Source organism: Microbacterium sp. NPDC056736 (assembly GCF_042790415.1).
In the GTDB taxonomy this organism is placed as follows: Bacteria; Actinomycetota; Actinomycetes; order Actinomycetales; family Microbacteriaceae; genus Microbacterium.
This window is the reverse complement of record NZ_JBHTZE010000004.1, coordinates 94,700-116,053: the sequence shown is the minus strand read 5'-3', so window position 1 is coordinate 116,053 and position 21,354 is coordinate 94,700. Positions and strand designations below refer to the sequence as shown.

The window sequence follows — 21,354 nt, the reverse complement described above, 5'->3', positions numbered from 1 at the left end:
ACCGTTCGTTCAGTAAAAGTGTAGTACGGCGACGGATGCCTCGCCACGACCTCACACCGACTCCTCGGGTCCGGCCCGGCGCGTGGTGAAGGAGCGCCCGCGGAACTCCGCCACGACGTCGCCCGTCTCGTCGGCGACCGTCACGTCGTAGAGCCCGCTGCGGCCGGTCACCGCCACGCGGCGCGCGTGTGCGGTGAGCGTCTGCCCCGCGCGCGTCGCCTTGAGGAACGAGATGTCGGCCCCGGCCGCCACCGTGACGGCGGGGTCGCCCGCGGAGCCCGGATCCGCACCGTTGCACGCCATCGCGAACGCGGTGTCGGCGAGCGCGAACACCATCCCGCCGTGGGTGATCGCGAAGCCGTTGGTCATGTCGTCGCGCACCCGCATCGACACCACCGCCTCCCCCGGCTCGTCGCGCTCGACGACCATGCCGAGCGCCGCCGACGCCCGGTCGCGCCGGAGCATGGGCCGCTGCCCCGCGAAGTGCTCGGCCGGGTCGGTCACACCGGCACCTGGGCGGCGGGAGAGCCGGACGGGAGGGCATCCGTCGCCTCCGCCGTCTTCGCGACGAGGGTGAGCACGTCGTAGGTCGCCACGATCTCATCGTCCTGGTTGAGGATCACGGCATCCCACCGCACCTCGCCGTACGCGTCGGTCTCGCGCGGCGTGATCTGCTTCGCCGTGAGCACGACGCGGATCTCGTCGCCCGGCGACACCGGGGTCATGAAGCGCAGGTTCTCGAGCCCGTAGTTGGCGAGCACCGGGCCCGGCTCGGGGTCGACGAACAGGCCCGCGGCCCACGAGACGAGCAGGTAGCCGTGCGCGACCCGCCCCGGGAAGAACGGGTTGGCGGCGGCGGCCGCCTCGTCCATGTGCGCGTAGAAGAGGTCGCCGGTGAAGTTCGCGAACGTCTCGATGTCGTCGAGCGTGACCGGGCGCGTGGGTGAGGCCACCTGGTCGCCGACGGCGAGCTCGGCGAGCGACTTGCGGAACGGGTGGCGGTCGGAGCGGGATGCCGCGCCCTGGTGCCACACGCCGGTCAGGGCCGTGAGCATCTGCGGCGATCCCTGCACGGCGGTGCGCTGCATGTGGTGCAGGACGGCGCGGATGCCGCCGAGCTCCTCTCCCCCGCCGGCGCGGCCGGGTCCGCCGTGGACGAGGTGCGGCACGGGCGCGCCGTGGCCGGTCGACGAGCGGGCGTCGTCGCGGTCGAGGAACAGCAGGCGCCCGTTGTAGGCCGCGGTACGGGCGAGCAGCGTCGCGGCGACCGCGGGGTCGGAGGTGGCGACGCTGGTCACGAGCGACCCGCCGCCGCGCTCCACGAGGTCGGCGGCCTCGTCGACCGTGCGGTACGCCAGGATGCTCGCGACGGGCCCGAACGCCTCGACCTCGTGCACGGCGTCCGGCAGCGACGCCGGGTCGCCGTCGAAGCCGACCACGATCGGCGCGACGAACGCGCCGTCGGGCGCGGGTCCGGTCGAGCCGTCCGCGTGCGTGACGTCGGGGGCATCCGTCGTTCCGATCAGCAGCCGGCCGCCCGCCGCCTGCAGCTCGCCGACCGCCCGGAGCACCTCCTCGCGCTGGGCGCGCGAGACGACGGGCCCCATCGTGACGCCGTCGGCGCGCGGATCGCCGATGACCACGCGCTCGACGATCTTCGCCCGCAGCGCCGCCACGAGCGGCTCGACGGACGCGACGGGCACGATCGCGCGGCGGATGGCCGTGCACTTCTGCCCGGCCTTCGTGGTGAGCTCGACCATGAGCTGCGTGACGTACGCGTCGAACTCCGGCGTGCCCGGCACCGCGTCGGGGCCGAGCACCGAGGCGTTGATGGAGTCGGTCTCGCTGGTGAACCGCACGCCCGCGGCCGCCTGGGCCCGCAGCCGCTCGGCGGTCGAGGCGCTGCCGGTGAAGCCGACGAGGTCTCCGAGTCCGAGATGGTCGAAAAGACCCGGCACGCCGCCGCTCACCAGCTGCAGCGATCCTGCCGGGAGCCTCCCCGTCTCGACGAGGATGCGCACCCAGGCCTCGGCCACGTACGCCGTGGGGGTCGCGGGCTTCACGATCGTCGGGACGCCCGCGAGGAACGCCGGCGCGAACTTCTCCAGCGCCCCCCACATCGGGAAGTTGAAGGCGTTGATCTGCACGGCGACGCCGGGAAGGCGCGTGTAGACGTGGCGGCCGAGGAACGATCCGTCCTTGGAGAGCGGCTCGGCCGGGCCGTCGAGGTACACCTGCGCGTTCGGCAGCTCGCGACGCCCCTTCGACGAGTACGTGAAGAGCACGCCGATGCCGCCGTCGACGTCGCTGAGGGAGTCGCGCACCGTCGCGCCGGCGCGCTTGGAGAGCTCGTACAGCTCGTCCTTGCGCGCGGTGAGCGCGATGGCGAACTCCTTGAGCAGCAGCGCCCGCTGGTGGAACGTCAGCGCACCGAGGCTCGCCTGCCCCGTCGTGCGCGCGCAGGCGATCGCGCCCGCGAGGTCGATGCCGGCGGTGCTCACGCGGGTCACGACCTCGCCCGTCGACGCGTCGAGCACCTCGGCCGCCTCGGCGCCGGGCTCGGGAGCCCACCACCGGTCCTGGAGGTAGCTGGGGAGGATGCCGTCCTCGGTCCGATCGTCGATCACTGGTCACTCCATTCGTAGAAGCCGCGGCCGGTCTTGCGGCCGAGATGTCCGTCGGCGACGAGCCGTCGCAGCAGGTCGGGGGGCGCGAAGCGGTCGCCGAGCTTCGCGTGCAGCTCCTCGGCGATGCCGAGCCGCACGTCGAGGCCGACGAGGTCTGTCGTGCGCAGCGGGCCGAGCGGATGCCGGTACCCGAGCTCCATCGCCGCGTCGATGTCGGCCGCCGATGCGACGCCCTCCTCGAGCATGCGGATCGCCTCGAGCCCCAGCGCCACCCCCAGCCGGCTCGACGCGAAGCCCGGGCTGTCGCGTACGACCACGGCCGCCTTGCCGAGCGCCTCGACCCAGCCGCGCGCGTCGTCGACCAGGCCCGGGCCGGTCGCCGAGCCCGTGACGACCTCGACCAGCTGCGAGGCCGGCACGGGGTTGAAGAAGTGCAGGCCCAGGAACCGCTCCGGACGCTCCAGCCCGGACGCCAGGTCGTCGATCGAGATCGATGACGTGTTGGTCGCCAGCGCCGCCTCAGGCCCGAGGGTCCCCTCGGCCCGCCGGAGCGCCTCGAGCTTGAGCCCACGCTCCTCGGGGACGGCCTCGACGACGAGGCCGCAGCCGCCGAGGGCGGCGGCATCCGCCGTCGTCTCCACCGCGGCCGCGAGCGCCTCGAACCGGCGCTCGGTCGCATCGCGCTCGACGCTGCGCCGCAGGCTCTCGAGGAGGCGAGCGGATGCCGCGGCCGCGGCATCCGCGTCCCGCTCGACGACGGTCACCGCGGCGCCGGCCAGCACGAAGGCGTGTGCGATGCCGGCCCCCATGCGGCCTCCGCCGATGACGCCGACGCGCGCGGGGACGCCCGCGCTCATCGCGTGCGCCTCTCGAGGAAGGCGGCCATGCGCCGGTCCTTCTCTGGGCTCTCGAAGAGCTGGGCCTGCAGCTCCAGCTCCACCTCCGGGTGCGCCGCGGGCGGCGCGAGCAGCGCGGTCTTGGTGTGCCTCGTGGCCAGCGCATCGTTGCGGGCGATGCGGTCGGCGAGCGCGTTCGCGGCGGCGAGGAGCTCGTCCGGCTCGTACAGCGACGACACGAGGCCCCACGCGACGGCGGTCTCGGCATCCAGGATCCGTCCGGTCAGCAGCATCTCGGCGGCGCGGGCCTCGCCGACCAGCTGCGGCAGCCGCCACGTCGCCCCCGCGGCGGCGATGATGCCGAGGCCGGTCTCGGGGTTGCCGATCTGCAGACGCGGCGTGCCGATGCGGATGTCGGCGGCGTAGGCGAGCTCGGCGCCCCCGCCGAGGGCGTATCCGTCGACGGCGGCGATGACGGGCATGGGCAGGTTGCGGATCCGCTGGAACGCCCGGGTGTTGATGCCCATGCGCGCGTCGGCGGCCCGCCGCTCGCGCAGCTGGGCGATGTCGGCGCCGGAGGCGAACACGCCGTCCGCGCCGATGAGGATCAGCGTGCGGGGCTCGCTCTCGAGCTCACGGCACAGCTCGTGCAGCCGGTCGATCATGTCCTGGTCGATGGCGTTGCGCACCTCGGGCCGCGACAGCGTGGCGATGACGCGGTCTGTGCGGCGCTGGAGCTGCAGCGGCTCGGGCATCGGCATCCTCTCGATCCGCTCCGTCGCGGTCGCCTCCATATTACGTGACCGATCGTTCAGTAATACCCCTTCCCGTGCCAGACTGGGGCGCATGCCGCTGCCGTCCGAGCCCGCGCAGGCCGCCGTGCGGCGCGGGCGCCCTGGGTACGACCGCGACCAGGTGCTCGCCGTCGCCGTGATGCTGTTCAACGAGCAGGGGTACGACGCCACCTCGGTCGCCGGCCTCGCCGAGCGGCTGGGCCTGACGAAATCGGCGCTGTACCACCACTTCGACTCCAAGGAGCAGCTGCTCGCGCTGGCGCTCGACGAGGCGCTCGACGGCCTGGAGGGCGTGCTCGACGATCCCTCCGCCGCGATCGGCGACCCGGCCGAGCGCCTGGCGACCGTGCTGCGCGGCGCCGTGCGGGTGCTGGTCGACAAGCTGCCGTACGTCACGCTGCTGCTGCGCGTGCGCGGCAACAGCGCCGTCGAGCGCTCCGCGCTGGAGCGCCGTCGCGCCTTCGACCACCGCGTGGCCGCGCTGGTGAGCGAGGCGCAGCGGGCCGGTCAGGTCCGCGCCGACGTCGACGGCGCCGTCGCGACCCGCCTCGTGTTCGGCATGGTCAACTCGATCGTCGAGTGGTACCGACCCGGCGGTCCCACGGGCCGCGAGCAGTTGGCGCACGACGTCGTGGCGGTCGCCCTCGACGGCATGCGCACGCGCTGACGGACGACGGATGCCGCGACCCGCCGCCCGTGAGGGGGCGGGGTCGCGGCATCCGCCGTCGAGGCGTCAGGCCCGGGACAGGCCGTAGATCGGGCTCTTCGCCTGCTCGGCCTCGTGGTCGGGGCCGAGCGGGATGCCCGAACGGTCGCGGAGGAGGAGCGTGGCGATGAGGCCGATGAGCGTCATGCCGGCGAGGTACCAGGTCACGGCGTCGGTGGAGCCGGTCGTCTGCACCAGAGCCTGCGCGATGGTCGGGGCGAACGCACCACCCACGATCGCGCCGATCGCGTACGAGATCGAGACGCCCGAGAACCGGATCGAGGCGGGGAACAGCTCGCTGTACAGCGCCGCCTGCGGACCGTAGGTGAAGCCCAGGCCGATCGTGAGGAACGCGAGCCCCGAGAACAGCAGGCCGACGTCGGCGGTGTTCACCAGCGGGAAGAGGAGGAAGACACCCGCCAGCTGCACGATCCAGCCGATGATGTACGTCGTGCGGCGGCCGATCTTGTCGCTGAGCCAGCCGGCGACGAAGGTCGCGATCAGCCACGTCACAGCCGATCCCGTCACCGCCCACAGCACCGGCGCGGTGGCCAGGCCGACCGGACCCTCGGGGTCGGTGGCGTAGCGCTGGATGTAGCCGCCGGTGGTCATGTAGCCGACCGCGTTGTTGCCGGCGAAGACGAGCGCGGCGATGATCACCAGGAGCGTGTGCTTCTTGAACAGCTGCACGATCGGCATGCGCGCCTCCTCCTTGCGCTCGGCGAGCTCGGCGAAGACCGGGCTCTCCTCGACGCGACGGCGGACGTAGTAGCCGACGAGGATCAGCACGACGCTCAGCAGGAACGGGATGCGCCATCCCCACTCCTTGAACCACTCGTCGCCGGGGATCGCGACCAGGGCCATGACGCCCGAGGCCAGCAGCAGGCCGATGGGCACGCCGACCTGCGGCGAGGCCCCGAAGATGCCGCGGCGCGCCTTGGGCGCGTGCTCGACGGCCATCAGCACCGCGCCGCCCCACTCGCCGCCGGCCGAGACGCCCTGCAGCACGCGCAGCAGGATGAGCAGGATCGGTGCGGCGATGCCGATCGCGGCATACGTCGGCAGCAGACCGACGAGGGTCGTGGCGGCGCCCATGAGGATCAGCGTCCACATCAGCACGACCTTGCGGCCGTACTTGTCGCCGAAGTGCCCGGCCAGGAACGCGCCGAGCGGGCGGAACAGGAAGCTGATGCCGACCGTGATGAACGAGAGGATCTGGGCGAACCCCTCACCGGCGGGCGCGAAGAACAGCTCGGCGAAGACGAGGCCGGCCGCGAACGCGTAGATGAAGAAGTCGTACCACTCGACGGTCGTGCCGACGACCGTGGCGAAGACGACCCGGCGCCGATCGGCCGAAGTGGCGATGGTGCCGGTGGGGGTGAACCCCTGCGGGGCTTTCGATGAGCTCATTCTGACTCCTGTGTCGGGGCTGACGTCGTCGTCACCGGCGAACGATTCGGGACGCTTGCCGGATGCGGGATGATCATATACGATTTCGGATACGACGCAACAGCCCACCGAGTGAGGAAGCTCATGGCAGACACCCCCGACGCCGCAGACCCGCGATTCGCGGCGCTGCCCTCGCGCCCCGGCAAGATCGTCGCGATCCACCTCAGCTACGCGTCGCGCGCCGACCAGCGCGGGCGTCGGCCGCAGCATCCGTCGTACTTCTTCAAGCCCTCGAGCTCGGTCGCCGCCTCCGGCGGCACGATCGAGCGGCCGGCGGGCACCGAGCTGCTGGCGTTCGAGGGCGAGATCGCCCTCGTGATCGGCGAGCCCGCACGACGGGTCTCCCTCGAAGACGCGTGGAACCACGTCGGCTGGGTCACGGCGGCCGACGACTTCGGGCTCTACGACCTGCGCGCCAATGACAAGGGCTCGAATGTGCGGTCGAAGGGCGGCGACGGCTACACGCCGATCGGCCCCTCCCTCATCGACGCGCGCACCATCGAGCCTCGCGACCTGCGGGTGCGCACGTGGCTCAACGGCACGCCGGTGCAGGACGACACCGCCGCCGGCATGATCTTCGCGCTCCCCCAGCTCGTCGCCGACCTCTCTCAGCACTTCACCCTCGAGCGCGGCGACGTCATCCTCACCGGCACGCCGGCCGGCTCCTCGGTCGCCGTCCCCGGCGACGTCGTCGAGGTCGAGGTCGACGTCCCCGGCGGCCCCACCTCGGGACGCCTGGTCACGACGGTCGTGCAGGGCACTGTCGGCTTCGACGGCGCGCTCGGGTCGCTCCCCGCCGCCGACGACCTGCAGCGCTCCGAGGCGTGGGGCTCCCGCGAGGCGGCCGGGCTTCCGCCCGAGGAGCCCGAAGCCTCCGCCGCACCCGTGCTCAGCGACGCGCTGCGGGCGAAGCTCGACGCCGTGCCGGTCGCCGGCCTCTCGGCGCAGCTGCGCAAGCGCGGCCTGGACAACGTGCACATCGACGGCGTCGTGCCGCTGCATCCGGGGGCCAAGCTCGTCGGCACCGCCCGGACGCTGCGCTTCGTACCCAACCGCGAGGACCTGTTCGCCTCGCACGGCGGCGGCTACAACGCGCAGAAGCGCGCGTTCGACGCCGTCGGCGAGGGCGAGGTCGTCGTCATCGAGGCGCGCGGCGAAGCCGGCTCCGGCACGCTCGGCGACATCCTCGCCATCCGCGCCCACGCCCGTGGCGCCGCCGGCATCGTCACCGACGGCGGGGTGCGCGATGCCGCAGCCGTCGCGGCCGTCGGCATCCCGGTGTACACCTCCGGCGCCCACCCGGCCGTGCTCGGCCGCAGGCACGTCCCGTGGGACCACGACCTCACCATCGCGTGCGGCGGCGCCACGGTGCAGCCCGGCGATGTGATCGTCGGCGACGCCGACGGCGTCATCGTCATCCCGCCCGGAATCGTCGAGGAGGTCGCGGACGCGGCCCTCGCGCAGGAGGTGGAGGACGCCTGGATCGCCGAACGCGTCGCGGAGGGGCATCCCGTCGACGGCCTCTTCCCGATGAACGCGCAGTGGCGCGAGCGGTACGAGGCGCAGAAAGGACGGGAGCGATGACCGAGGTCGAGACCGGCGTCGACACGCCGAGCCGTAGCAAGTCGCAGATCGCCTACCACTGGATCAAGGAGCGCATCGCGCGGCAGGAGTTCACCCCCGGCTACCGCCTCGTGCTCGGCTCGATCGCGGGCGACCTCGACATGAGCGTCGTGCCGGTGCGCGAGGCGATCCGCCAGCTGGAGGCGGAGGGCCTGGTCACGTTCGAGCGCAACGTGGGCGCCCGGGTGTCGATGGTCGACGACTCGCAGTACCGGCACAGCATGCAGGCGCTGTCGATCCTCGAGGGCACCGCCACCGCCCTCGCCGCGCGCCGGCTCACCGCCGACGACCTCCGCGCCGCACGCCGCATCAACGAGCTGATGATCGAGACGCTCAACCACTTCGACCCGCGGGCCTTCACGTCGCTGAACCACGAGTTCCACTCGGCGCTGTACTCCAAGTGCGCCAACCCCCGCATGCTCGAGCTCGTCAACGCGGAGTGGGCGCGCCTCGGCCACCTGCGCGACTCGACGTTCAGCTTCGTGCCCGGGCGCGCGCAGGAGTCGGTGCACGAGCACGAGAACATCGTCCGGCTCATCGAGGTCGGCGCCCCGCTCGGCGAGATCGAGAAGGCCGCCCGCCGCCACCGCGCCGCCACCCTCGACGCGTACATGATCCACGAGCACCCCGACGAGGCGCTCGGCCTCCCCGCGTTCTGACACCTCGACGGCTGCCCGACCCGCACCCGTCACGAATCTCCGACGAAGGAGCGAAATGACCGACACCCAGACCGTTCTCGCGACGCGGCACGTGCCCGAGGGCCTGCCGGACCGCATCCAGCACTACATCGACGGCGCGTTCGTCGACTCGCTGGACGGCGACACGTTCGACGTGCTCGACCCCGTCACCAACGAGACCTATGTCCAGGCGGCCGCCGGCAAGAAGGCGGACATCGACCGGGCGGTCGCCGCCGCGCGGCGCGCCTTCACCGAAGGACCCTGGCCGCGGATGCTGCCGCGCGAGCGCTCGCGCGTGCTGCACCGCATCGCCGACATCGTGGAGTCCCGCGACGCCCGCCTGGCCGAACTCGAGTCGTTCGACTCGGGCCTGCCGATCACGCAGGCGCTCGGTCAGGCCCGCCGCGCGGCCGAGAACTTCCGGTTCTTCGCCGACCTGATCGTCGCGCAGGCCGACGACGCCTACAAGGTGCCGGGCCGCCAGATGAACTACGTCAACCGCAAGCCGATCGGCGTCGCCGGGCTCATCACCCCGTGGAACACGCCGTTCATGCTCGAGTCGTGGAAGCTCGGCCCCGCCCTGGCCACCGGCAACACCGTGGTGCTCAAGCCCGCCGAGTTCACCCCGCTGTCGGCATCGCTGTGGGCCGGCATCTTCGAGGAGGCGGGGCTCCCGCAGGGTGTGTTCAACCTCGTCAACGGGCTCGGCGAGGACGCGGGCGACGCGCTGGTGAAGCATCCGGATGTGCCGCTCATCTCCTTCACCGGCGAGAGCCGCACGGGGCAGATCATCTTCGGCAACGCCGCACCGTTCCTCAAGGGCCTGTCGATGGAGCTCGGAGGCAAGAGCCCGGCCGTCGTCTTCGCCGACGCCGACCTGGAGGCCGCGATCGACGCGACGATCTTCGGGGTCTTCTCACTGAACGGCGAGCGCTGCACCGCCGGCTCGCGCATCCTCGTCGAGCGATCGGTGTACGACGAGTTCGTCGAGCGCTACGCGGCCCAGGCCGAGCGCGTCGTGGTCGGCTACCCGCACGATCCCGCCACCGAGGTCGGCGCGCTCGTGCACCCCGAGCACTACGACAAGGTGATGGGCTACATCGAGATCGGCAAGGGCGAGGCGCGCCTCGTCGCCGGCGGCGGCCGCCCCGACGGGTTCGACGGGGGCAACTTCGTGCGCCCGACCGTCTTCGCCGACGTCGCCCCCGACGCGCGGATCTTCCAGGAGGAGATCTTCGGCCCGGTCGTCGCGATCACGCCCTTCGACACCGACGAAGAGGCGCTCGAGCTCGCCAACGGCGTGCGCTACGGCCTCGCCGCGTACGTGTGGACGAACGATCTGAAGCGTGCGCACAACTTCTCGCAGGCGATCGAGGCCGGCATGGTGTGGCTGAACTCGAACAACGTGCGGGACCTGCGCACCCCGTTCGGCGGCGTCAAGGCGTCGGGCCTCGGTCACGAGGGCGGCTACCGCTCGATCGACTTCTACACCGACCAGCAGGCCGTGCACATCACGCTCGGCCCCGCCCACAACCCGACCTTCGGCAAGGGAGCCTGATATGACCCACGACAAGACCCTGACCTCATCCGGCTTCTTCGTGAGCCAGGAGGCGCCCATCCTCTCCGACGACCCGATCCCGACGCCGACGGCTCCGGCGCCGGACATCCTGCGCTGCGCGTACATGGAGCTCGTGGTCACCGACCTCGCCGCCTCCCGCACGTTCTACGTCGACGTGCTGGGTCTGTACGTCACCGAGGAGGACGATGAGGCGATCTACCTCCGCTCGACGGAGGAGTTCATCCACCACAACCTCGTGCTGCGCCAGGGGCCGCTGGCCGCTGTCGCGGCGTTCTCGTACCGAGTGCGCTCCCCCGAGGACCTCGACCGGGCCGTCGCCTTCTACGAGGAGCTCGGCTGCCGTGTCGAGCGCCGCCCGGACGGCTTCGTCAAGGGCATCGGCGACGCGGTGCGCGTCACCGACCCGCTCGGCTTCCCGTACGAGTTCTTCTACGCCACCGAGCACGTGGAGCGCCTGTCGTGGCGCTACGACCTGCACACCCCCGGCGAGCTGGTGCGCCTGGACCACTTCAACCAGGTGACCCCCGACGTGCCCCGCGCGGTGAACTTCATGCAGTCGCTGGGCTTCCGCGTCACCGAGGACATCCAGGACGAGGAGGGCACCGTCTACGCCGCATGGATGCGCCGCAAGCCCACCGTGCACGACACCGCCATGACCGGCGGCGACGGCCCGCGCATGCACCACGTGGCGTTCGCCACGCACGAGAAGCACAACATCCTCGCGATCTGCGACAAGCTCGGCGCGCTCCGCCGCTCCGATGCGATCGAGCGCGGGCCGGGGCGGCACGGCGTCTCCAACGCGTTCTACCTCTACCTGCGCGACCCCGACGGGCACCGCGTCGAGATCTACACGCAGGACTACTACACCGGCGACCCCGACAACCCCGTCGTCACGTGGGACGTGCACGACAACCAGCGCCGCGACTGGTGGGGAAACCCCGTCGTGCCCTCCTGGTACACCGAGGCCTCGCTCGTGCTCGACCTCGACGGCAACCCGCAGCCGGTCGTCGCCCGCACCGACTCGTCCGAGATGGCCGTCACGATCGGCGCGGACGGCTTCTCGTACACGCGCCCGGACGAGCGGGCCGAGGAGCTGCCGAGCTGGAAGCAGGGCGAGTACAAGCTCGGCCACCAGCTCTAGACCCGGAAGGAGAGACGGATGCTGCATCCCGACGACATCGCGGCCATCGCGGCGGAGCTCGCCGAGGCCGACCGCACGCACGGGGTCATCCCCCGGATCACGGCACGGTATCCCGACGCGACGGTCGAGGACTCGTACGCGATCCAGGGGGTGTGGCGCGACCAGAACATCGCCGCCGGGCGCCGGCTCGTCGGCCGCAAGATCGGGCTCACCTCCAAGGCGATGCAGCAGGCGACGGGCATCACCGAGCCGGACTACGGCGTGATGTTCGACGACACCGTCTACGAGTCGGGCGCCGAGATCCCGGTCGACCTCTTCTCGAACGTGCGCATCGAGGTCGAGCTCGCCTTCGTGCTCGCGAAGCCCCTCGAGGGTCCGGACTGCACGCTCGAGGACGCCCTCGCCGCGATCGAGGACGCCGTGCCGGCCCTTGAGATCCTCAACTCGCACATCGAGCTGGAGGGCCGCACGATCGTCGACACGATCGCCGACAACGCCGCGTACGGTGCGATGGTGCTCGGCGATATGCGCAAGCGGCCCGACGAGATCGACCTGCGGTGGGTCCCGGGCGTGCTCAGCCGCAACGGCGAGATCGAGGAGACCGGGGTCGCCGCCGGCGTGCTGGGCCACCCCGCCACCGGTGTCGCGTGGCTCGCGAACAAGTTCCACCAGCACGGCGCACGACTGGAGGCGGGCGAGATCATCCTCGCCGGGTCCTTCACGCGCCCCATGTGGGTCTCGCGGGGAGATAGCGTCAGGTGCGACTACGGACCAATGGGAGTCATCGAATGCCGCTTCGTCTGAGCCCGACCTTGAGCGCCGCCCTCGCGGGCGCCGATCGCCCGCTGGCCGGGATGTGGGTGTGCACGGGATCGCCGCTGGTGGCCGAGATCTGCGCGGGCTCGGGCCTGGACTGGGTGCTGATCGACATGGAGCACTCGCCCAACGGCCTCGAGTCCGTGCTCGCGCAGCTGCAGGCGGTCGCCGCCTACCCGGTGACGCCCGTCGTTCGCGTGCCCATCGGCGACGTCGTGACGATCAAGCAGGTGCTCGACCTCGGCGCCCAGAACCTGCTCGTGCCGATGGTGTCGTCCAGGACGGATGCCGAGGCCGCCGTCGCCGCCGTGCGCTATCCCCCGCGGGGGAACCGCGGGGTGGGCTCGGCGCTCGCCCGGTCGGCGCGGTGGAACCGCGTCGACGGATACCTGCGGGACGCCGACGACCACGTGTCGCTGTTCGTCCAGATCGAGACGGCCGCGGGCGTCGAGGCGGCCGCCGAGATCGCCGCGGTCGACGGGGTCGACGGGGTGTTCGTCGGGCCGTCCGACCTCGCCGCCTCGATGGGAGTCCTCGGTCAGCAGACGCATCCGGACGTCGTGGCCGCCGTCCACCGCGCCTTCGACGCCGTGCGCGCCGCCGGCAAGCCGGTGGGCGTCAACGCGTTCGATCCGGCCGCCGCCGACGCGTACCTCGGCGCCGGAGCATCCTTCATCCTCGTCGGCGCCGACGTCGCGCTGCTCGCGCGCGGGTCCGAGGCCCTCGCGGCGCGCTGGGTCGTGGCATCCGGCGACGGCGACCGCGCGTCGTACTGAGGCGCACGAGCGCTGCTGCTCCCGGCGACAGGCGCCGGGCGAACCCTGTCAAGGGCCCCCCACCCGCAGCGCGGGCGTGACACGCTGGGCCCATGAAGCGCGACGTCTCCAGCCGCATCGCCCTGAACATCACCGAGCCCGCCGAACTGGTGTTCGCCATCGCGGCCTCCCGCCACTACTCCCCCGCGTCCGAGCGCATCTCGGCGACCGTCGACGGCCGGTCCCTCGAGATCGAGGAGCTCCTCGACGCCCACGGGACGCGTCTGCACCGCGTGCTCGCCCCGGTCGGCGCGTTCGCGATGGAGTACGCCGCCGCGCTCGACGAGGGCGACCCGGCCGGCGGCGGCGACGTCGAGCGGCTCGTGTACCTCCGTCAGAGCCGCTACGCCGAGTCCGATGCGATGGCCCCCACAGCGGCCGCGGAGTTCGCCGGCATCGAGGGCGCCACCCAGCTCCTCGCCGCCGTGTCGTCGTGGGTCGGCACGCGCCTGGCGTACGTCCCCGGCTCGTCGCTCCCGACGGACGGCGCCACCCGCACCCTCCTCGCACGTCAGGGCGTGTGCCGCGACTACGCCCACCTGTGCATCGCGCTGCTGCGCGGGCTCGGCATCCCGGCCCGCATGGTGGCCGTCTACGCGCCTGGACTGCACCCGATGGACTTCCACGCGGTCGCCGAGGCGTGGATCGACGACGCGTGGCGGGCCGTCGACGCCACCACGCTCGCCCCGCGCTCGAGTCTCGTCCGCATCGCGACGGGGAGGGATGCCGCCGACACGGCGTTCCTCACGGTGGTGTCGGGCCGCGCCGACCTCGTCGACGTCACCGTGGGCGCGACGGCCGACGTGCTGCCGGACGACGACCTCGACAGGCTCGTCTCGATCGCCTGAGCGTCCCCACCGGCCGGACGGCGGGCGGTGGCATCGGCCACCCGCGCCCGAGCGGACATGGCACAGTGAGAGGCATGAAGAAGTGGGTCGTGCGGTTCGCGTCGCTGCTCGTGTTCAACATCGTCGTGCTGCTGGTCGTGGGCTGGCTCACTCCCGCGCGCGTCGGCTGGGCGGCATTGTGGGCGGGCATCGTCCTGACCGCGCTCGTGATCTGGATCAAGCCCCTCGTCGAGAAGTGGTTCCGCTCGATGGCGGCCCGGTCGTCCCACCAGCGCACCCGGGCAGGCGAGAAGCTCGTCGAGTTCCTCCTCGCCTTCGCCGTCGCCTTCCTCGTCTGGATCGCCACCGTGGTCTTCACCGGCGTGTCGATCGGCGGCGGGATCTTCGGCGCATTCTGGGGGTGGGTGATGCCCCCGGTTTTCCTCCTCATCGCCTGGGCGATCTACGCCGCGATCGATGACCGGGTCGAGACGCACGCCGGCACCCTCTACGACCGGGCGACCGGTACGCGCAGTGTGCCGGGGCCGGATGCCTCCGCCCCGCCGGTGCGGAGCCCCGAGGCCGCCGCGGGCCGGCGCGAGCTGAACGACGGCCTCACCGACGAGCAGCGCCGCATGCTCGACGAACTCGGCAAGGGCTGATCGGGCCCGATCTGTCGATCGGCGTCGACCCCGATCGTCATAGAGGTGTCACACCCCTCCAGAAAGGACGACGCCATGCGCTACGCACTCCTCCTCCACTACCCCGAGATGACCGCCGACGACATGGGCCCCGATGCGTGGGCCGAGGGCATGCGCGAGTTCGACGAGTACGCCAAGGCGCTCGATGACGCCGGCGTGCTCGTGTCGGCCGAGGTGCTCCAGCCGTCCGCGGTGACCACGACCGTCACGGCGCCGGACGGTGCGCTGCGCGTGCAGGACGGCCCGTTCGCCGACACGACGGAGCAGCTCGGCGGCACCTTCGTGATCGAGGTCGACGACCTCGACGCCGCCATCGCGTGGGCCGGCAAGGCGCCCTCGGTCGGCTGGGGCGCCATCGAGGTGCGCCCGAGCGCCACGCACTTCCGCGACGGCGCCTGGACCCCGTTCGCGAGCTGATGCCGCCGGCCGCCGTGCCCCCTCCCGACCGGCCCGTCGTTCCGGGCGGATCGACCGGGGGCGTGGCGCCCGGCGCCGCTGCTGCGGCCGCCGAGCACGCCGCGAGGACGTCGTACGGCCGGCTGCTCGCCGTCGTCGCCGCCTCGACGCTCCCCTCGCCTCCTCCCCGCGCCGCCGGCGCGTCGCGCGGAGCCTCCGGGCACGTCGGCCCGGACATCGCGCTGGTCGAGGACGCCCTCGCCGACGCGTTCGAGAAGGCGCTGCGGACGTGGCCGGATGCCGGCATCCCCGCCAATCCCGAAGGGTGGCTCGTCACCGTGGCCCGAAACCGCATCCGCGACGCACTGGGCTCCGCCGCGCGCCGCACGGGCGTGCCACTCGATGAGGCACTCCTGGCGACGCTCGCCGACGACGGCGACGCGGCGACGGCCGTCGCGCGACGCGAGGTCATCCCCGACCGGCGGCTCGAGCTGCTGTTCGCCTGCGCGCACCCCGCGATCGATCCCGCCGCCCGCACGCCGCTCATGCTGCAGACGGTGCTGGGGTTCGACGCCGCGCAGATCGCCGGCGCGTTCGGCGTGGCACCGGCGACGATGGCGCAGCGGCTCGTGCGCGCGAAGCGCCGCATCCGCGACGCCGGGATCCCGTTCCGGGTGCCGTTGCGGGCCGACATGCCGGCCCGGCTGCCCGCCGTGCTCGAGGCCGTGTACGGCGCGTACGCGATCGCGTGGCTCGACCAGGGCGACGAGCCGCGGGAGTCGCTCGCCGACGAGGCGCGCTGGCTCGCGGTGCTGACGGCCGCCCTCCTCGACGACGAGCCCGAGGCGTGGGGCCTGGCCGCGCTGCTGACGTATGCCCAGTCGCGTGCCGCGGCACGCGCGGCCGCGCCGTGGCCGCCACTGGACGAACAGGACCCGGCGCTGTGGGACCGCTCGCTCATCGCCGAGGGCGCCGCGCTGCTGCGCCGCGCCTCCGCGCTCGGTCGTCCGCTCGGTCGCTTCCAGCTCGAGGCGGCGATCCAGGCCGTGCACTGCGACCGCGCCCGCACCGGCGAGCTGGACGTCGAGGCTCTCGTGAAGCTCTACCGCGGACTGGTGGCGATCGCCCCGACCGACGGGGCCCGGGCGGCCCTCGCCGCCGCCGAGGCGCGGCTGCGCTGAGCCCGCCGACGAGCCGGGCGGGCTAGCCCGCCCGGCGTCAGCCGGCGGCGCGCTCGGCGGCCTCGACCACGTTCGTCATGAGCAGCGCGACGGTCATCGGCCCCACGCCGCCGGGGTTCGGCGACAGGTAGCCCGCGACCTCGGCGACATCGGGGGCGACGTCGCCGTACACGCGGGACTTGCCGGTCTCGGGGTCCTCCTCGCGCGTCACGCCGACGTCGAGCACGGCCGCGCCGGGCTTGACGTCCTCCGCGCGCACGATGTGCTTCACGCCGGCGGCGGCGACGATGACGTCGGCCTGGCGCAGGTGGTGGCCGAGGTCGGTGGTGCCGGTGTGCGTGAGGGTCACCGTGGCGTTGATCTCGCGGCGGGTGAGCAGCAGGCCGATCGAGCGGCCGATGGTGACTCCGCGGCCGACCACCACGACGTCCTTGCCCTTCAGGTCGTAGCCGTTGCGCAGGAGCAGCTCGATGACACCGCGGGGCGTGCACGGCAGCGGCGTCGTGATCGGCGCGTTGACGTTGAGCACGAGGCGTCCGAGGTTCGTCGGATGCAGGCCGTCGGCGTCCTTGGCCGGATCGATGCGCTCCAGGATCGCGTCGGTGTCGAGGTGCTTCGGGAGCGGCAGCTGCACGATGTAGCCGTGGCACTCCGGATCGGCGTTGAGCTCGTCGATCAGCGCCTCGACCTGCTCCTGCGTGGCGTCGGCCGGAAGCTCCCGCTGGATGGAGTTCATCCCGATCGCCTCGGACTCGCGGTGCTTCATCCCCACGTACAGCTGCGACGCGGGGTCGGCGCCGACGAGCACGGTCGCGATGCCCGGCGTGATGCCCTTCTCCTTCAGCGCGGCGATGCGCCCGCGCAGCTCGTCCTTGATCTCGGCCGCGGCCGCCTTGCCGTCGAGCTTCTGTGCCGTCATGTCGTGCCTCCGTCGACGGATGCCGTACCCGCGGCATCCGAAATCCCTATCTCGATAGTGATACCAGACGAGCGCCCCCGCTGCGGCGCCCGCTTCCGCTCAATGGCGGAAGTCGGGGTACAGCGGGAACGCGGCGGTCAGGGCCGACACCCGCAGGCGCAGCTCCTCGAGGTCGGCGCCCGGCTGGAGGGCGAGGGCGATGACGTCGGCGACCTCGGTGAACTCGGCGTCGCCGAACCCGCGGGTGGCGAGCGCCGGCGTGCCGATGCGCAGACCGGACGTGACCATCGGGGGGCGGGGGTCGTTGGGGACCGCGTTGCGGTTGACGGTGATGCGGATCTCATGGAGGCGGTCCTCGGCCTGCTTGCCGTCGAGCTCGGCGTTGCGCAGGTCGACCAGCACGAGGTGGACGTCGGTGCCGCCGGAGCGCACCGTGATGCCGGCATCCTTCACGTCCTGCTGCGACAGGCGCTCGGCGATGATGCGGGCGCCGCGCAGGACGCGCTCCTGCCGCTCCTTGAACTCGGGCGTGGCCGCGAGCTTGAACGCGGTGGCCTTGGCCGCGATCACGTGCATGAGCGGGCCGCCCTGCTGGCCAGGGAAGACCGCGGTGTTGATCTTCTTGGCGATCTCGGCGTCGTTGGTGAGGATGAAACCCGAGCGCGGGCCGCCGATGGTCTTGTGCACCGTCGAGGACACCACGTGCGCGTGCGGCACGGGGTTCGGGTGCACGCCCGCCGCGACGAGTCCCGCGAAGTGCGCCATGTCGACCCACAGCGTGGCGCCGACCTCGTCGGCGATCGCGCGGAAGCGCGCGAAGTCCAGCTGACGGGGGTAGGCCGACCAGCCGGCGATGATCACCTTCGGCCGGTGCTCGCGCGCGAGCCGCGCGACCTCGTCCATGTCGATGGTCGAGGTCTCGGGGTCGACGCCGTACGCGACGATGTTGTACAGCCGGCCCGAGAAGTTGATCTTCATGCCGTGCGTGAGGTGGCCGCCCTGGTCGAGCGACAGACCGAGCAGCGTGTCGCCGGGGCGCGCGATCGCGTGGAGCACCGCGGCGTTCGCGGTGGCGCCCGAATGGGGTTGCACGTTGGCGAACTCGGCGCCGAAGAGCTTCTTCGCGCGGTGGATCGCAAGCTCCTCCGCGACGTCGACCTCCTCGCAGCCGCCGTAGTAGCGGCGGCCGGGATAGCCCTCGGCGTACTTGTTCGTCAGCACCGAGCCCTGAGACTGCAGGACCGACACGGGGACGAAGTTCTCGGACGCGATCATCTCGAGGAATCCGCGCTGCCGGTCCAGCTCGCGGTCGAGCACCTGGGCGATCTCGGGATCGACCTCGGCGAGCGGGGCGTTGAAGAACTGATCGGTCATGCGATCTCCTGACTCACGGCTTCCAGATAGGGGTGTCCCACATCGGCCCAGGCGTGCGGTCGAATGCCGTAGTCGGTCGCTCCCCGGTGGTGGCCCACCTCAACGCCAGTCGCGACATCCCGAGCATAACCGAAGACGAACCGCTAGGCTGATGCCCGACCGATTTGTTAGGACTCTTTACATGCATGCCGCGTCGCTTCCCGCCGTCGTCCCTGCACCGTCGTCGATCGAGGCGGGCAGCGGTGCGCCCTTCCGGCTCTCCGAGACCACCTCGCTGGCGGGGGACGCGGATGCCACGGCCGCCCTCGCCGCCATCGTCCTGGCGCGGACCGGGCTGAGCCTGGGCGCCGCCGAGGGCGCCGCCGACGTCGAGCTGCGCGTGACGCCGGGCGGCGCGCCGGAGTCCTACCGGATCGACGTGGCGGAGGCATCCGTCGTCGTCACCGGAGCCCACGCGGCCGGACTGTTCTACGGCGTGCAGACCCTCGGGCAGCTGATCGCACGCGACGGGGCGGGCTGGAGCCTGCCCGCCGTGAGCATCGACGACGCACCGCGGTTCGCCTACCGCGGGCTGATGCTCGACGTCGCCCGGCACTTCCACCCCGTCGAGGCGGTGAAGGGCTGCATCGACCGCGCCGCCTCGCTGAAGATGAACGCGCTCCACCTCCATCTGACCGACGACCAGGCGTGGCGCATCCAGCTCGACTCGCGTCCCGAGCTCGTGGAGCGTGCGAGCGCCGCCTCGGTCGGCGGCGACCCGGGCGGGTTCTACACGAAGGACGACTACCGCGACATCGTCCGGTACGCCGCGTCGCGGCACATGATCGTCGTGCCCGAGATCGACATGCCCGGTCACACTCACGCGGTCGGGCTCGCGTACCCCGAGCTGGCGGAGGAGCCGGTGGTCGGCGACCACATCCTCGAGACGCTCGCCGAGTACGGCGGCGACGCGCCCGTCGCCGGCGTGCCGTACGACGGCATGGCGGTGGGGTTCTCCTCGCTGAAGATCCACGAGGAGGCGACCTACGACTTCGTGGCCGACGTCTTCGGCGAGCTGACGGCCATGACGCCCGGGCCCTATCTCCACTTCGGGGGCGACGAATCGCTGTCGACCAGCGCCGCGGACTTCGACGAGTTCGTCACCCGCGTCAGCGCGATCATCGCCGACCTCGGCAAGACGCCGGTCGCGTGGCACGAGGCGGGCGCCGCGAAGGACATCGCGGACACGACGATCGGCCAGTACTGGGGCTTCGTGAGGCCGCAGGGCGATTCCGGCGAGAAGGCGAGGGCGTTCGTCGACAACGGCGGCGGGCTCATCCTCTCCCCCGCCGACGCGATCTACCTCGACATGAAGTACCCGTCCGGTCCCGCGCTCGGGCTGACGTGGGCCGACGGACCGACGAGCGTCGAGCGCGCGTACTCGTGGGAGCCGTCCGACGTCGTGCCCGGCGTCGACGAGGCCGCCATCCTCGGGATCGAGGCCGCGCTGTGGACCGAGACGGTCTGCACCGCCGCCGACATCGACACCATGGCCTTCCCCCGCATCGCCGCGGCGGCCGAGGCCGGGTGGTCGCCGGCGACCGGCGACAGCGAGCTCCGCACGTGGGCGTCTTTCCGCGAGCGCGTCGGCGCGCTGGGTCCGCTGTGGACCGCGATGGGCATCGGCTTCCACCCCTCCGACGAGATCCCGTGGGCCGCCGAGTGACGGCCGCCGAGGAAGGACGCACCGCATGAGCACGCTCGTCCACACCGTCCGCCTGCTCGGGTCGGCAGGCGTCGACTCCGGCCGCGGCGACGGCTGGGTCCTGTTCGAGGACGGCCGGGTCTCGGGCGCCGGGGCGGGCGGCGACCTCCCTGCTGCCCAGGACGTCGTGGACGGCAGGGGCGGATGCCTCGTCCCCGGCTTCGTCGACATCCACGGGCATGGCGGGGGCGGTGCCGGCTTCGACGACGGCCCGGAGGCGATCCGCGCAGCGCGCGCAGTGCACCGGGCCCACGGCACGACACGCGCCGTGCTGTCGCTGATCACCGCGCCGATCGACGAGCTGGCCGCGCGGGTCGCGATGGTCGCCGACCTGACCGAATCCGACCCGACGATCCTGGGCTCCCACCTGGAGGGACCGTTCCTCGACCCCGGTCACAAGGGCGCGCACGCAGAGGCGCTGCTGCGCGCCCCGGACGCGGCATCCGTCGACCGCCTGCTCGAGGCCGGACGCGGCTCGATCAGGCAGGTCACCCTCGCTCCCGAGCTCCCGGGCGCCTTCGAGGCCATCAGCCGCTTCGTCGACGCGGGCGTGGCCGTCGCGGTCGGGCACACCGACGCGGACGCCGCCGTCGCCCGTCGCGCGTTCGACGCCGGCGCGACCATCCTCACGCACGCCTTCAACGCGATGAACGGCATCCATCATCGCGCACCGGGACCGGTCGTCGCGGCGTTGCGCGACGACCGCGTGACCGTCGAGATCATCGCCGACGGGGTGCACGTCGACCTCGCCCTGATCGCGACGCTCTTCGCCGCCGACGGCGACCGCATGGCGCTGGTCACCGACGCGATGGCGGCGGCGGGCGCGGCGGACGGGCGCTACGTGCTCGGCGGGCTCGCCGTACGGGTGGACGGAGGAGTGGCGCGCCTGGAGGACGGCGGCGCGATCGCCGGGTCGACGCTCACGCAGGATGCCGCAGTGCGCAACGTCGTCGCGGCCGGAGTCGCTCTCGACGACGCGGTGCGCGCCGCGACGCAGACCCCCGCGCAGGCGATCGGCCGACCCGACCTGGGACGGCTGGACGAAGGCTCCCTCGCCGACGCGGTGCTGCTGGACGACGACCTCGCCGTGCGCCGGGTGTGGGTCGCGGGCAGCTCCGACTGACGCAGGCACGATGAAGGCGGGGCCGA

The 21,354-nt window shown here is 72.4% G+C and carries 20 protein-coding genes and 1 riboswitch; of the genes, 13 read left to right on the top strand and 7 right to left on the bottom strand.

The window, feature by feature from the left end; translation table 11 throughout:
* Positions 1-51: 51 nt before the first annotated feature.
* The 4 genes from paaI to ACFRAL_RS09960 are packed head-to-tail and all read right to left on the bottom strand — an operon-like array spanning position 52 to position 4,218.
* Positions 52-504 (bottom strand): hydroxyphenylacetyl-CoA thioesterase PaaI, encoded by a 453-nt coding sequence (paaI, locus tag ACFRAL_RS09975; RefSeq protein ID WP_378882326.1) that lies wholly within the window; start codon positions 502-504, stop codon positions 52-54.
* Positions 501-2,627: a phenylacetic acid degradation bifunctional protein PaaZ gene (paaZ, locus tag ACFRAL_RS09970; protein ID WP_378882323.1), complete on the bottom strand. Its 2,127-nt coding sequence runs from the start codon at positions 2,625-2,627 to the stop codon at positions 501-503. Before paaZ ends, paaI begins: the two co-directional genes overlap by 4 nt.
* On the bottom strand, positions 2,624-3,484 hold the full coding sequence (locus ACFRAL_RS09965; protein ID WP_378882320.1) for a 3-hydroxyacyl-CoA dehydrogenase family protein: 861 nt from the start codon (positions 3,482-3,484) through the stop codon (positions 2,624-2,626). Before ACFRAL_RS09965 ends, paaZ begins: the two co-directional genes overlap by 4 nt.
* Positions 3,481-4,218: an enoyl-CoA hydratase/isomerase family protein gene (locus ACFRAL_RS09960; RefSeq protein ID WP_378882317.1), complete on the bottom strand. Its 738-nt coding sequence runs from the start codon at positions 4,216-4,218 to the stop codon at positions 3,481-3,483. The genes ACFRAL_RS09965 and ACFRAL_RS09960 overlap by 4 nt, the downstream gene beginning before the upstream one ends.
* 91 nt (positions 4,219-4,309) lie before the next feature.
* Here ACFRAL_RS09960 and ACFRAL_RS09955 point away from each other — a divergent pair, with 91 nt between their 5' ends.
* Positions 4,310-4,924 (top strand): TetR/AcrR family transcriptional regulator, encoded by a 615-nt coding sequence (locus ACFRAL_RS09955; protein WP_336398357.1) that lies wholly within the window; start codon positions 4,310-4,312, stop codon positions 4,922-4,924.
* 66 nt (positions 4,925-4,990) lie between these two features.
* On the opposite strand, the gene ACFRAL_RS09950 is transcribed toward ACFRAL_RS09955, so the two are convergent.
* A complete protein-coding gene (locus ACFRAL_RS09950) occupies positions 4,991-6,373 on the bottom strand; it encodes an MFS transporter (RefSeq protein ID WP_378882314.1) in 1,383 nt (460 codons plus the stop codon).
* 123 nt (positions 6,374-6,496) lie between these two features.
* On the opposite strand from ACFRAL_RS09950, the gene ACFRAL_RS09945 reads away from it, so the two are divergent.
* From ACFRAL_RS09945 to ACFRAL_RS09900, 10 genes are all read left to right on the top strand, one after another.
* The gene (locus tag ACFRAL_RS09945; RefSeq protein WP_378882311.1) at positions 6,497-7,996 is read left to right on the top strand and encodes a fumarylacetoacetate hydrolase family protein; all 1,500 of its coding nucleotides are present in this window, start codon (positions 6,497-6,499) and stop codon (positions 7,994-7,996) included.
* Positions 7,993-8,694, top strand: a complete 702-nt coding sequence (locus ACFRAL_RS09940) for a GntR family transcriptional regulator (protein ID WP_336398354.1) — start codon at positions 7,993-7,995, stop codon at positions 8,692-8,694. Before ACFRAL_RS09945 ends, ACFRAL_RS09940 begins: the two co-directional genes overlap by 4 nt.
* Before the next feature lie 55 nt (positions 8,695-8,749).
* Positions 8,750-10,270 carry a 5-carboxymethyl-2-hydroxymuconate semialdehyde dehydrogenase gene (hpaE, locus tag ACFRAL_RS09935; RefSeq protein ID WP_336398353.1) on the top strand — a complete coding sequence of 507 codons (1,521 nt, stop codon included), beginning with the start codon at positions 8,750-8,752 and terminating at the stop codon, positions 10,268-10,270.
* 1 nt (position 10,271) lies between these two features.
* Positions 10,272-11,432: a 3,4-dihydroxyphenylacetate 2,3-dioxygenase gene (gene hpaD, locus ACFRAL_RS09930; RefSeq protein WP_378882307.1), complete on the top strand. Its 1,161-nt coding sequence runs from the start codon at positions 10,272-10,274 to the stop codon at positions 11,430-11,432.
* Between the two features lie 18 nt (positions 11,433-11,450).
* Entirely contained in the window at positions 11,451-12,236 is a 786-nt protein-coding gene (locus tag ACFRAL_RS09925; protein WP_378882304.1) for a 2-keto-4-pentenoate hydratase, read from the top strand.
* A complete protein-coding gene (locus ACFRAL_RS09920) occupies positions 12,221-13,024 on the top strand; it encodes an aldolase/citrate lyase family protein (protein WP_336398350.1) in 804 nt (267 codons plus the stop codon). The genes ACFRAL_RS09925 and ACFRAL_RS09920 overlap by 16 nt, the downstream gene beginning before the upstream one ends.
* 92 nt (positions 13,025-13,116) lie before the next feature.
* Positions 13,117-13,911, top strand: a complete 795-nt coding sequence (locus tag ACFRAL_RS09915; RefSeq protein ID WP_378882300.1) for a transglutaminase family protein — start codon at positions 13,117-13,119, stop codon at positions 13,909-13,911.
* Positions 13,912-13,985: 74 nt separating this feature from the next.
* Positions 13,986-14,552 (top strand): hypothetical protein, encoded by a 567-nt coding sequence (locus ACFRAL_RS09910; RefSeq protein WP_378882298.1) that lies wholly within the window; start codon positions 13,986-13,988, stop codon positions 14,550-14,552.
* A gap of 75 nt (positions 14,553-14,627) precedes the next feature.
* Positions 14,628-15,008 carry a YciI family protein gene (locus ACFRAL_RS09905; protein WP_378882295.1) on the top strand — a complete coding sequence of 127 codons (381 nt, stop codon included), beginning with the start codon at positions 14,628-14,630 and terminating at the stop codon, positions 15,006-15,008.
* A 62-nt stretch (positions 15,009-15,070) separates the two neighbouring features.
* The gene (locus tag ACFRAL_RS09900; RefSeq protein ID WP_378882293.1) at positions 15,071-16,168 is read left to right on the top strand and encodes an RNA polymerase sigma factor; all 1,098 of its coding nucleotides are present in this window, start codon (positions 15,071-15,073) and stop codon (positions 16,166-16,168) included.
* Between the two features lie 37 nt (positions 16,169-16,205).
* On the opposite strand, the gene ACFRAL_RS09895 is transcribed toward ACFRAL_RS09900, so the two are convergent.
* Both ACFRAL_RS09895 and glyA read right to left on the bottom strand, forming a co-directional pair.
* The gene (locus tag ACFRAL_RS09895; RefSeq protein ID WP_378882291.1) at positions 16,206-17,087 is read right to left on the bottom strand and encodes a bifunctional methylenetetrahydrofolate dehydrogenase/methenyltetrahydrofolate cyclohydrolase; all 882 of its coding nucleotides are present in this window, start codon (positions 17,085-17,087) and stop codon (positions 16,206-16,208) included.
* Between the two features lie 99 nt (positions 17,088-17,186).
* Positions 17,187-18,461: a serine hydroxymethyltransferase gene (gene glyA, locus ACFRAL_RS09890; protein WP_378882288.1), complete on the bottom strand. Its 1,275-nt coding sequence runs from the start codon at positions 18,459-18,461 to the stop codon at positions 17,187-17,189.
* A 38-nt stretch (positions 18,462-18,499) separates the two neighbouring features.
* Positions 18,500-18,584: riboswitch (ZMP/ZTP riboswitch) on the bottom strand.
* A gap of 58 nt (positions 18,585-18,642) precedes the next feature.
* On the opposite strand from glyA, the gene ACFRAL_RS09885 reads away from it, so the two are divergent.
* Positions 18,643-20,166 (top strand): family 20 glycosylhydrolase, encoded by a 1,524-nt coding sequence (locus ACFRAL_RS09885; RefSeq protein WP_378882285.1) that lies wholly within the window; start codon positions 18,643-18,645, stop codon positions 20,164-20,166.
* Positions 20,167-20,191: 25 nt separating this feature from the next.
* Positions 20,192-21,328 (top strand): N-acetylglucosamine-6-phosphate deacetylase, encoded by a 1,137-nt coding sequence (gene nagA / locus ACFRAL_RS09880; RefSeq protein WP_378882284.1) that lies wholly within the window; start codon positions 20,192-20,194, stop codon positions 21,326-21,328.
* Positions 21,329-21,354: the final 26 nt, after the last annotated feature.